The sequence below is a fragment of the Simplicispira sp. genome (assembly GCF_028687295.1).
In the GTDB taxonomy this organism is placed as follows: domain Bacteria; phylum Pseudomonadota; class Gammaproteobacteria; order Burkholderiales; family Burkholderiaceae_C; genus Simplicispira; species Simplicispira metamorpha.
This window is the reverse complement of sequence record NZ_JAQUAL010000120.1, coordinates 1-9998: the sequence shown is the minus strand read 5'-3', so window position 1 is coordinate 9998 and position 9998 is coordinate 1. Positions and strand designations below refer to the sequence as shown.

13 protein-coding genes are annotated in these 9998 nt (G+C 64.7%); 6 read left to right on the top strand and 7 right to left on the bottom strand.

Annotated elements, in window-relative coordinates; all coding sequences use genetic code 11:
* Nucleotides 1–38 precede the first annotated feature (38 nt).
* From PHX69_RS12420 to bamC, 5 genes are read left to right on the top strand one after another with little or no spacing between them, the layout of a single operon-like run.
* Nucleotides 39–1259 (top strand): MFS transporter, encoded by a 1221-nt coding sequence (locus PHX69_RS12420; RefSeq protein ID WP_119011809.1) that lies wholly within the window; start codon nucleotides 39–41, stop codon nucleotides 1257–1259.
* Between the two features lie 15 nt (nucleotides 1260–1274).
* Nucleotides 1275–1448, top strand: a complete 174-nt coding sequence (locus tag PHX69_RS12415) for a hypothetical protein (protein ID WP_157983656.1) — start codon at nucleotides 1275–1277, stop codon at nucleotides 1446–1448.
* 57 nt (nucleotides 1449–1505) lie between these two features.
* A complete protein-coding gene (locus PHX69_RS12410; RefSeq protein ID WP_288044039.1) occupies nucleotides 1506–2081 on the top strand; it encodes a class I SAM-dependent methyltransferase in 576 nt (191 codons plus the stop codon).
* Nucleotides 2082–2115: 34 nt separating this feature from the next.
* Nucleotides 2116–3012, top strand: coding sequence for a 4-hydroxy-tetrahydrodipicolinate synthase (gene dapA / locus PHX69_RS12405; RefSeq protein WP_119011807.1), 897 nt, complete (start codon nucleotides 2116–2118; stop codon nucleotides 3010–3012).
* Between the two features lie 53 nt (nucleotides 3013–3065).
* Entirely contained in the window at nucleotides 3066–4154 is a 1089-nt protein-coding gene (gene bamC / locus PHX69_RS12400) for an NlpB/DapX family lipoprotein (RefSeq protein ID WP_288044044.1), read from the top strand.
* Nucleotides 4155–4249: 95 nt separating this feature from the next.
* Here the strand turns inward: bamC and PHX69_RS12395 are convergent, their stop codons facing one another.
* The 3 genes from PHX69_RS12395 to PHX69_RS12385 all read right to left on the bottom strand — a co-directional run bounded on the left by PHX69_RS12395 (nucleotide 4250) and on the right by PHX69_RS12385 (nucleotide 6487).
* A complete protein-coding gene (locus PHX69_RS12395) occupies nucleotides 4250–4591 on the bottom strand; it encodes a hypothetical protein (protein WP_119011806.1) in 342 nt (113 codons plus the stop codon).
* Between the two features lie 244 nt (nucleotides 4592–4835).
* The gene (locus PHX69_RS12390; protein ID WP_288044037.1) at nucleotides 4836–5348 is read right to left on the bottom strand and encodes a hypothetical protein; all 513 of its coding nucleotides are present in this window, start codon (nucleotides 5346–5348) and stop codon (nucleotides 4836–4838) included.
* A 2-nt stretch (nucleotides 5349–5350) separates the two neighbouring features.
* Nucleotides 5351–6487, bottom strand: coding sequence for a cupin domain-containing protein (locus PHX69_RS12385; protein WP_288044035.1), 1137 nt, complete (start codon nucleotides 6485–6487; stop codon nucleotides 5351–5353).
* 124 nt (nucleotides 6488–6611) lie between these two features.
* On the opposite strand from PHX69_RS12385, the gene PHX69_RS12380 reads away from it, so the two are divergent.
* Complete coding sequence (locus PHX69_RS12380; RefSeq protein WP_288044033.1) at nucleotides 6612–7136, top strand: FKBP-type peptidyl-prolyl cis-trans isomerase; 525 nt, start codon at nucleotides 6612–6614, stop codon at nucleotides 7134–7136.
* A gap of 55 nt (nucleotides 7137–7191) precedes the next feature.
* Here PHX69_RS12380 and PHX69_RS12375 read toward each other — a convergent pair whose 3' ends face one another.
* The 4 genes from PHX69_RS12375 to coaBC form a co-directional block, all read right to left on the bottom strand.
* A complete protein-coding gene (locus tag PHX69_RS12375) occupies nucleotides 7192–7677 on the bottom strand; it encodes an outer membrane lipoprotein (RefSeq protein WP_288044031.1) in 486 nt (161 codons plus the stop codon).
* A 171-nt stretch (nucleotides 7678–7848) separates the two neighbouring features.
* A complete protein-coding gene (gene dut, locus PHX69_RS12370) occupies nucleotides 7849–8295 on the bottom strand; it encodes a dUTP diphosphatase (protein ID WP_288044029.1) in 447 nt (148 codons plus the stop codon).
* A gap of 4 nt (nucleotides 8296–8299) precedes the next feature.
* Nucleotides 8300–8872 (bottom strand): hypothetical protein, encoded by a 573-nt coding sequence (locus PHX69_RS12365; RefSeq protein WP_288044027.1) that lies wholly within the window; start codon nucleotides 8870–8872, stop codon nucleotides 8300–8302.
* Nucleotides 8873–8895: 23 nt separating this feature from the next.
* A partial coding sequence (gene coaBC, locus PHX69_RS12360) for a bifunctional phosphopantothenoylcysteine decarboxylase/phosphopantothenate--cysteine ligase CoaBC (RefSeq protein ID WP_288044025.1) occupies nucleotides 8896–9998 on the bottom strand: 1103 nt, incomplete at its 5' end.

The window sequence follows — 9998 nt, the reverse complement described above, 5'->3', positions numbered from 1 at the left end:
GTCAAGCACAATGCGCTGCCCATCGCTACATTCGACCCATGCAAAACGAACCGCGCAAACTTTCCATGTTCCAGGTGCTGGCTTGCGGCGCCGCCATCGTCACGTTGTCCATGGGCATTCGCCACGGTTTTGGCCTGTGGCTGCAACCGATCACCCAGGAGATGGGCTGGACGCGCCAGTCGTTCGCGCTGGCCATGGCGATTCAAAACCTGTCATGGGGCGTGATCGGTGTTTTTGCCGGCATGGCCGCCGACCGTTTTGGCGCGTTCCGGGTGCTGGTGGTGTGCGCGGTGCTGTACGGGCTGGGGCTGGCGGGCATGGCCTGGTCGCCCACGCCCACGCTGTTTGCCCTGACGGCGGGCGTGCTGATTGGCGCAGCCCAGGCGGGCACCACCTATGCCGTGATCTACGGCGTGCTGGGCCGCCAGATTGCCCCGGAAAAACGCTCCTGGGCCATGGGCGTGGCGGCAGCAGCGGGCTCGTTCGGCCAGTTTCTGATGGTGCCGGTGGAGGGCTTTTTGATTGCCACGCTGGGCTGGCAAGAGGCACTGCTGGCACTGGCGCTGATGGTGCTGCTGATCGTGCCGCTGGCGCTGGGCCTGCGTGAGCCCGGCTTCAAGGGCGCAGCGCCGGTGCGGCGCGAGCAGACCATCGCCCAGGCGATTGCCGAGGCGTTCCGCTACCCCAGCTTTTTGCTGCTGACGGCGGGCTACTTCGTCTGCGGTTTTCAGGTGGTGTTCATCGGCGTACACATGCCCAGCTACCTGCGTGACCACGGCCTGTCGCCCCAGGTGGCCAGCTACGCGCTGGCGCTGATCGGGTTGTTCAATGTGTTTGGCACCTACATTGCGGGCACGCTGGGCCAGCGCCTGCCCAAGCGCCATATCCTGTCGTTTATCTATTTCGCGCGGGCGGTGGCCATCAGCCTGTTTTTGTGGGCACCGCTGACGCCGTTGTCGGTGTACGTGTTCTCGGCAGTGATCGGGGCGCTGTGGCTGTCCACGGTGCCGCCCACCAACGCCACCGTGGCGCAGATTTTTGGCGTGCAACACCTCTCGATGCTGGGCGGGTTTGTGTTCTTCAGCCACCAGTTGGGCAGCTTCATGGGGGTGTGGCTGGGCGGCTACCTGTACGACCGCACCGGCAGCTACGACATCGTCTGGTACCTTTCGATAGCGCTGGGCGTGCTGGCCGCCCTGGTCAACCTGCCCATCAAAGAACACCCGATCCAGCGCCACGCTGCACAACCTGCCTCCTGATTGATCTGATTTCTTATGTCTATCGCTATTCCACCCATGTCGCCCACCCGCCGCCAACGCATACGCAAACGCTGGCTGGCGCGCTTGGCTGGCGCTGCGGCTGTGCTGGCGCTGCTGGCGGTGTTTGCGCTCTACACACAGCCAGAATTCATGGTGATGCTGGCCGATCAGGTGTGGGCCTGTTTTTAGGCATTAAACAGGGCTTTAACGCACGCCCACAGGGCGCAAACAGCTACCAAAATCATAGTGAAAAACAATCCACCCATCGCCTGTACAGCGCCACCCTCGGACTGGGTGCAGCGCTGGTCGCACCTGGTGCCTGCGGGCGCGGTCGTGCTGGACGTGGCCTGTGGCCAGGGGCGGCACCTGCGCTGGTTCCGGGCGCTGGGCCACCCGGTCACGGGCATTGACCGCGACGTGCAGGCCGTGCAATCGGCCAGCGAGGTGGGCGAGGCCATCCTGGCCGACATCGAGGGCGCGCCCTGGCCACTGGCGGGGCGCCAGTTTGGCGCCGTAGTGGTCACCAACTACCTCTGGCGACCACTGCTGCCCACGCTGATCGCCAGCGTGGCCGAAGGCGGCGTACTCCTCTACGAAACCTTTGCCCACGGCAACGCCAGCGTGGGGCGGCCCGCACGGCCTGATTTTTTGCTCCAGCCTGGCGAACTGATCGCCGCCTGCACGGGGCTGCGCGTGGTGGCCTACGAGGACGGCTACCTCCACGCCCCGGAGCGCTTTGTGCAGCGCATTGCCGCCGTGCGCGTGCCAGCGCACGCCGACACGGGCGCACCACCGCGCCACCCATTGGCGCCCCCGCTCTAGTTAGAATGCCCTTTTACCGTTTACCACTACGGACATGACCTCTTCAAGCGCCCTTCTCACCGGCAGCATCGTCGCCCTCGTCACCCCCATGCACGAGGACGGTAGCGTGGACTACCCTCAACTTCGCAAACTGATCGACTGGCACATCGCCGAGGGCACCGACTGCATCGGCGTGGTGGGCACCACGGGCGAGTCGCCCACGGTGAACGTCGAAGAACACTGCGAAATCATCCGCGTCGCCGTCGAACAGGCCGCCAAGCGCGTGCCCATCATGGCCGGCTGCGGTGCCAACTCCACGCGCGAAGCCATCGAGCTGGCCCAGTTCGCCAAAAAGGTCGGCGCCGACAGCCAGTTGCAGGTCGTGCCTTACTACAACAAGCCCACGCAAGAAGGCCAGTACCAGCACTTCAAGGCCATTGCCGAGGCCACGGGCGACCTGCCCATCGTGCTCTACAACGTGCCTGGCCGCTCGGTGGCAGACATGCTGCACGACACGGTGCTGCGCCTGGCCCAGGTGCCCGGCATCATCGGCATCAAGGAGGCCACGGGCAACATCGAGCGCGCGCAGTGGCTGATCCGTGACCTGCCGAAAAACTTTGCCGTGTACTCGGGCGATGACCCCACCGCCGTGGCCCTGATGCTGTGCGGTGGCCACGGCAACATCAGCGTCACCGCCAACGTGGCGCCGCGCCTGATGAGCGAGCTGTGCGCTGCTGCCCTGGCCGGTGATGCCCGCCGCGCCATGGAAATCCAGTTCCAGCTCATGCCCGTACACAAGCACCTGTTTGTCGAAGCCAACCCCATTCCCGTGAAGTGGGCCATGGCCCGCATGGGCCTGTGCGGCGGTACCCTGCGCCTGCCCATGACACCCCTTGCCGCCAGTAACGAAGCGGTGGTCGAAGGCGCGCTGCGCGCCAGCGGCCTGCTGTAAACCCCGCCCACGTCACCACCACCGCCAGTATTTCCAAGGATTTCTGCGTGAACCTGCCCCCTACTGCACGACTGGGCCTGCTTGGCCTGACCCTTGCCCTGTCCGCCTGCTCTGCGCTGGAGGGCGACAAGATCGACTACAAGAGCGCCAGCAAAGGCTCGACGCTGGAAGTACCGCCCGACCTGCAACAGCTCTCGCGCGAGACGCGCTACGCCACGCCCGGCGCAGTGGTCTCGGCCAATGCGCTGCAAGCGGGCCAGGCGGTGCAGCCCTCAGGCCCCAGCGCAGCCATCGACAGTCTGGGCGATGTGCGCATCGAACGCGTGGGCAACCAGCGCTGGCTGGTGGTCAACCGCCCCGCTGACAAACTCTGGGAGCCGGTACGTGAGTTCTGGCTGGAAAACGGCTTTACCCTGATGCTGGACCAATCCAACCTGGGCATCATGGAAACCGACTGGGCCGAAAACCGCGCCAAGATCCCGCAAGACATCATCCGCGCCACGCTGGGCAAGGTGCTCGATTCGCTCTACTCCACGGGCGAGCGTGACAAGTTCCGCACCCGTCTGGAGCGCAACGCCAGCGGTGGCACGGAAATCTATGTCAGCCACCGGGGTATGGCCGAGGTCTACAGCAGCAGCGCCAAAGACGCCACCGTCTGGCAAGCCCGGCCCGTAGACCCGGAGCTGGAAACCGAATTTCTGCGCCGCATGATGGTCAAACTGGGTGCCAGCCAGGAGCAAGCCAAAGCCGTGGTGGCTGCATCGGTACAGCGCCCGGCAGCAGCGCGCGTGGCTGCGGTCAACAATGTGCCGGTGGTGCAGTTGGCTGAAGGCTTTGACCGTGCCTGGCGCCGCGTGGGTCTGGCGCTGGATCGCACCGGCTTCACGGTCGAAGACCGCGACCGCAGCCAGGGTGTTTACTTTGTCCGCTACGTGGCCCCAGGCACAGACAAAAAAGAACCGGGATTTTTCAGCAAGCTGTTCAGTGGTGCGCCAGCGGCAACACCACCGCTCAAATACCGCATCGTTGTGCGCAGCGAGGGCGAAGCCTCTACTGTCTCGGTGCTCAACGCTTCGGGAACACCGGAAACCTCTGCCAACGCCGAGAACATCGTGCGCGTGCTGGCCGATGACCTGAAGTAAAGCGCAGTACGCGCGTAAAAAAGCCCCGCATCCAAAAGGTGCGGGGCTTTTGCTTTGCAGTCCCGGGGTGCAAACCCCGAGACTCAAGACATTAATTACTTGGCAGCAGAAGCGGCGCCTGCGGCAGCGGCAGCAGCGGCGTCAGCAGCAGCTTTGGCGGCATCGCCAGCAGCAGCAGCGGCATCGCCAGCAGCGTTGGCAGCACCAGCTGCAGCATTGCCAGCAGCTTGAGCGGCATCACCAGCGGCGCTTGCAGCGCCAGCAGCGGCGTCAGCAGCAGCAGCAGCGGCAGGTGCGGCTTCAGCAGCAGGTGCTGGTGCGGGAGCTGGCGCTTCCACGGGAGCGGGTGCGGGAGCAGGAGCGGGTTCTTCTTTTTTGCCGCAGGCAGCCAGGGCAGCGGCAGCGATCAGGGAGGCGATGACAAGGGTCTTGTTCATTTCAGTTTTCCTAGTTGGACAGTCAAAATGGGGGATGCCGCAACGTCAAGCCTCTTTCAGCCCGGCTACGCTTTGGCAGATTGTGCAATTGCTTGCGGCTTACTTAAATCAGCCGGTGATTATATTGTGTATTCGTCAATAGTGAATAACACCAACAAGGGCCGGAGAACGTGAACTGTTGCAATTGGCCGACACCTTTGAAGGCACTGCTTATGCCGCTCAACGCGCCGCGCAGCCACCTTGGTTACAACCCCAAAGTGGTGGCGGCAAAGCCGGGCACGCTTTTATTGCGCAGCCATTCATTCAAGGTTTCACGCAGCAGCACGCGCCGCTCGGGTTCGCTGCCCGCTACGCCCACACAACGCTCAGAATCAAGGCGTTGCAGCACCCAGCCGGGCGACCAGATGGCGCTGGGAATATCCAGCAGATCACCTCCCGGACAACGGCGGCAGGTGAGGATATGGTCCCAGACGCCGCGCCAACGCACAAAGCGCGCGTGCCGTCGCACCATGTCGTCGTAGCTGCACGCCAGCAGCGTCATGCGCCGCCCGGTGCGCGCCCAGGCCTGTAGCGACTCGATCACGGCACGCTCGCCCAACGGCCAATCGTGGAAATTGGCATCGCTGAGGATGATGTCGCTCCAACCCTCGCGGGCTGCGGTGGCCAAAGCGTCACGCACAGCCTGCTGGAACACCTCACGGCCACTGAAGCGCCCCTGCAACAGCGCAGGGTCAGGCGCATCCTGTGGCGCATCCATAGTCACTGCCCTGCACCAGGGGGCTGTGCGTGCAGCCAGCCCGCGTCGCACCACGACGAGAGCAGCTCCAGCGCATCGTCGCTGGCCCGGGCCAGGTCGCGCGGCCCCAGCGCACGCTGGTCGGCCAGCTGGCGCATCAGGGTGGCATCGCGCCCGGCGGCGCGGTAGCTCTCGCCGTTGATGAAGACATGGTCAGCGTCGTACATCATGCGCGTGCGCCGGTCCAGCACCACCTGCTCCAGCAGCACGCCCTCGGGGCCAGGCTCAAACCAGACGTTGGACTTGGGTTCGGTCAGGTATTCGCCCAAAGCCCGCTCCAGGGCGCGGGGCTGCGCCAGAGCACGTTGCAACGCATCGCGGGCAAATTCCTGCAAAGTGGCGGGAATTTCTGCGGGCTGCGCCACGGCGGGCTGCTTGGCATCGCGGTACAGCAGTGCAGCCGTGGCGCCGTCGTCTTCGTCGGCCAGACGCACCAGCAGTTCTTGCGCCAGATCCGTGCGCTCGGGCACGCGAAAACCTAACGAGTAGGTCATGCACTCGCCCTGTGCAATGCCATCGTGCGCCCAGCGTGGGGGCAGGTAAAGCATGTCGCCGGGTTCCAGCACGTATTCTTCTTCGGGCTCGAAGTGCGACAAGATTTTCATCGGCACATCGTCGCGCAATGACAGGTCTTTTTGCCTGCCGATGCGCCAGCGCCGCTGGCCGTGGGCTTGCAGCAAAAACACGTCGTAGCTGTCAAAGTGCGGGCCCACGCCGCCGCCATCGCTGGCGTAGCTGATCATCACATCGTCCAGCCGCGCATCGGGCACAAAGCGGAACTGCTGCATCAGCGCATGCACGCTGTCGTTGTGCAGATCCACGCCCTGCACCAGCAGCGTCCAGTCGGGCCGTTGCAGCGGCGGCAAGGTCCGGCGCGCGAAGGGGCCGTGCTGCAACTTCCAGACATCGTCCGTCTGCTGCACCAGACGAGACTCCACGCCCTCCTGGCCAGCCAGCGCAAACAAATCGGCGCGGGGCAGCAAGGCCTTGAAACCGGGAATGGCCTGGCGCACCAGCAGTGGTTTTTTCTGCCAATACTGGCGCATGAACTGGGCCGGGGTAAGTCCGCCCAACAGGGCGAGGGGTTGCTTGGTATCCATGTTTCAATCCACGCCCATCAAGGGGCGAAATAGGAAGAGCTTACGCCCCCAAATGAATTCTATTTTCCTGAAGGGGAAGCTTCAGAGCTGAATTTGCCTTCGGTCAAACTGCGACAATTCTCCTATGGAAATCACAGAACAATGCGTGGTCGCACTGACCTGGACGCTCACCGACACTTTGGGCGAGGAACTGGACATACTCGATGAGCCAGTGGAATTTTTGGTAGGCGGCACTGACCTGCTGGGCCGCATCGAGGAGGCCTTGCAGGGCCACACCGAGGGCGCAACGCTGTCATTGCACATAGAACCCGAAGAAGCCTTTGGTGACTACAACGACCAATTGATTTTTCTGGAGCCCCGGACGCTGTTTCCGGCGGAACTGGAAGAAGGCATGGTGCTGGAGGGCAACGCACTGCCTGCTGGCAGCAACCCCGACGCGCCGCGCGACGTGCTCTACATGGTGTCAGAAATTTACCCCGAGCATGTAGTGCTGGATGGCAACCACCCGCTGGCAGGCATCGCCATCCGGCTGCACCTGAAGGTGTGCGGCGTGCGCGAAGCCACTGAAGCGGAAATTGGTCAGGGCAGTGCAGGCACGGGCTTCTTCCGCATTCAGCCCCAGGCCCCCGGCAACGACTTGCTGCACTGAAAACCGCCGTACCGCGCGCCACCACCAAGTAGCAGCGGCGCGCATGGCAGTGTGCTCAGTAGCGCGAGATTTGGCCGTTGTACACGCGCACACGGTCGCCAGTGCGCAAATCGCCCACCGAGCCCACGTCGTAGGCGCGGTAACCGCCCCGGTCAAACTGTATGGTCAGGCGATAACCCTGGTCGGCACCAGTGCCACCGCTGCTGCCCTCAATGGCGTTGCCAGCCACTGCACCGCCAATCACACCCACGGCGGTGGCTGCGGCCCTGCCGCTGCCCCGTCCCACCTGATTACCCAGCACGCCACCCACCACCGCACCGATCACCGCACCGGCGCCGCTGGTCTGTGCGCGCTGGCGGCCCGGCAGCACCTCAATCTGGTGAACGCGGCCATATTCGGTGCCCACAGCCGCAGATGCAGGGTATGGCGTAGCGGTGGCCGGATACCCCGTGGGCACATGGCGCTGGGGCGCACATGCTGTCAGTGCCCCCAGTAAAACCACCGACCCCACCAATACAGCACTGCGAACCATTTTGCGCATGAAAACTCCTTGAATCGTTGCAGAAAAGCCAGCCGTGGCTGACCACAGGCAGGCATTGGAACACGCACGCACCGAGCGGTACAGCCGGGCAAAAACAGCGCGCTGGGTCAGCCGCAGGCGCACCGCCCTGTAGGCGGATACCGGTGCGGCACCGCCCCCGGCCCGGCCATGTCAGACCTTGCCCGTAGAGCCGTAGCCCCCCTCGCCGCGCACCGTGGGGGGGAACTCATCCACCACCTGAAACTGCGCCTGCACCACCGGCACGATGACCAGTTGGGCCAGCCGCTCCATGGGCTCTATCGTAAAAGCCTGGGGGCTGCGGTTCCAGGCGCTGACCATGAGCTGGCCCTGGTAATCGCTGTCGATCAGGCCCACCAGGTTGCCCAGCACAATCCCGTGTTTGTGGCCCAGACCCGAGCGCGGCAAGATGAGCGCGGCATAACCGGGATCGCGCAGGTAGATGGCAATACCCGTAGGCACCAGTTGCCAGGCATTGGGCTCCAGGGTCAGGGGGGCATCCAGGCAGGCGCGCAAATCCAGCCCGGCACTGCCGGGCGTGGCGTAGGCGGGCAACTGCTGCGCCATGCGGGGGTCGAGAATTTTGACGTCGATTTTCATAAAACTACAGGTGCTTGTCGTTGCCGCGCTGGCGCGCCAGTTCACGCAGACGCTGCTGCAAGGCCGCAAGGCGCTCAGCCCCAGCGCGGGAGGGGCCAGACTGTAACCGCGCTACACCGCTCTGCGCCCGGCGCAGCAGGCCCCACAGCATCGCTGTGCCCAACAGCGCAGCCCACGAACCCCAGCCCGCCCACCACAGCGCCAGCGCCTGCAAAACCATCAGCCAGACCAGCACGACTGCGATGCGGCGCAGCACCCGCACGGCCTGGGTCGCCTCCACCGGCCCCTCTGGCCCTTGCGGCACGGCTGCGCCTGCATCGCGGCCCCCTTCAGCGTCCCTGGCACTGCGCCGGGCCGCAGTGGCCGATGCACCAGCCCCCTCACCACCAGGCCGATCCACCTGCACAGCAGCGGCACGACGGGCCGGGGCCGCCGCCAGATCAACCATGGTGTGCGCGGGCTTGGCCGCCTGGCTGGCTGCCGAGGCAGCCGCCTGCTGTGCGGTCAACTGCTCCACGTAACGCGCAAAGTCGCCATCTGCGGGGGTATCCCAATCCGACGAAGGGTGTGCGCGCATAGCAGTCTCCCGAAAATTGATGCTCAATCGCTGCGCTGCGCCAGCCGTGCGGCAATGTCAGCCACCAACTGCTGGGCCAGTTCGCGCTTGGAAGCGCGCGGCAGTTCGCGGTGGCCGTGGGCATCCACCAGCAGCAGGGCATTGTCGTCCTGGCCGAAGGTAGCCGGGCCGATGTTGCCCACCAGCAGCGGCACGCCCTTGCGCGCACGCTTGGCGGTGGCGTGCTGCAACAAGTCGTGGCTTTCGGCGGCAAAACCGACGCAAAACAGGTCACCCACCAGCGCGTGCTGCGACTGCGCCACGGTGGCCAGGATGTCCGGGTTCTCAATAAAGTGCAGCACCGGCATCTGGCCCGAGCCATCTTTTTTGATTTTTTGCTCGGCAGCGGCGGCAGGGCGCCAATCGGCCACGGCGGCAGTCGCTATAAAAATACTAGCTGCTTGCGCCCGCTGCATAACGGCTTCCAGCATATTTTGTGCTGATTGCACATCGACGCGATGGACGCCACGCGGCGTGGGCAAATGCACCGGCCCCGCCACCAGCGTGACCTGGGCACCGGCCTCGCGGGCGGCACGGGCAACAGCAAAACCCATCTTGCCGCTGGAATGGTTGGTAATGCCACGCACGGGGTCGATGGCCTCGAACGTGGGGCCTGCGGTAATCAGCAGCTTGTGCCCGGTCAGGCATTGGGGCGTGAAGAAGGCAATCACTTCTTCGAGCAATTCCTCGGGCTCCAGCATGCGGCCGTCACCCGTTTCGCCGCAGGCCTGGTCGCCATGGCCCACGCCCAGCACCACGGCGCCGTCTTGGGCCACCTGGGCCAGGTTGCGCTGCGTGGCCGGGTGCGCCCACATCTCGCGGTTCATGGCCGGGGCCAGCAGCAGCGGCACGCTCTCTTGCGGGCGGGCCAGGCACAGCAGGCTCAGCAGCTCATCGGCGCGGCCCTGGGCCAGGCGGGCGATGAAATCGGCGCTGCACGGGGCGATGAGGATGGCGTCAGCCTCGCGCGAGAGGTTGATGTGCGGCATGTTATTGGCCTCGCGCGCATCCCACTGCGAACCGTAGACGGGCCTGCCCGACAACGCCTGCATGGTCACCGGGGTGATGAACTGCGCCGCCGCCTCGG

Excerpts from the sequence above, each read along its gene's own strand:
- PHX69_RS12380 (WP_288044033.1), top strand. The coding sequence starts at position 6,612 with ATGGAAATCACAGAACAATGCGTGGTCGCACTGACCTGGACGCTCACC.
- PHX69_RS12395 (WP_119011806.1), bottom strand. The coding sequence starts at position 4,591 with ATGAACAAGACCCTTGTCATCGCCTCCCTGATCGCTGCCGCTGCCCTG.
- PHX69_RS12365 (WP_288044027.1), bottom strand. The coding sequence starts at position 8,872 with ATGCGCGCACACCCTTCGTCGGATTGGGATACCCCCGCAGATGGCGAC.
- dapA (WP_119011807.1), top strand. The coding sequence starts at position 2,116 with ATGACCTCTTCAAGCGCCCTTCTCACCGGCAGCATCGTCGCCCTCGTC.
- PHX69_RS12375 (WP_288044031.1), bottom strand. The coding sequence starts at position 7,677 with ATGCGCAAAATGGTTCGCAGTGCTGTATTGGTGGGGTCGGTGGTTTTA.
- PHX69_RS12390 (WP_288044037.1), bottom strand. The coding sequence starts at position 5,348 with ATGGATGCGCCACAGGATGCGCCTGACCCTGCGCTGTTGCAGGGGCGC.
- PHX69_RS12385 (WP_288044035.1), bottom strand. The coding sequence starts at position 6,487 with ATGGATACCAAGCAACCCCTCGCCCTGTTGGGCGGACTTACCCCGGCC.
- PHX69_RS12420 (WP_119011809.1), top strand. The coding sequence starts at position 39 with ATGCAAAACGAACCGCGCAAACTTTCCATGTTCCAGGTGCTGGCTTGC.
- PHX69_RS12415 (WP_157983656.1), top strand. The coding sequence starts at position 1,275 with ATGTCTATCGCTATTCCACCCATGTCGCCCACCCGCCGCCAACGCATA.
- dut (WP_288044029.1), bottom strand. The coding sequence starts at position 8,295 with ATGAAAATCGACGTCAAAATTCTCGACCCCCGCATGGCGCAGCAGTTG.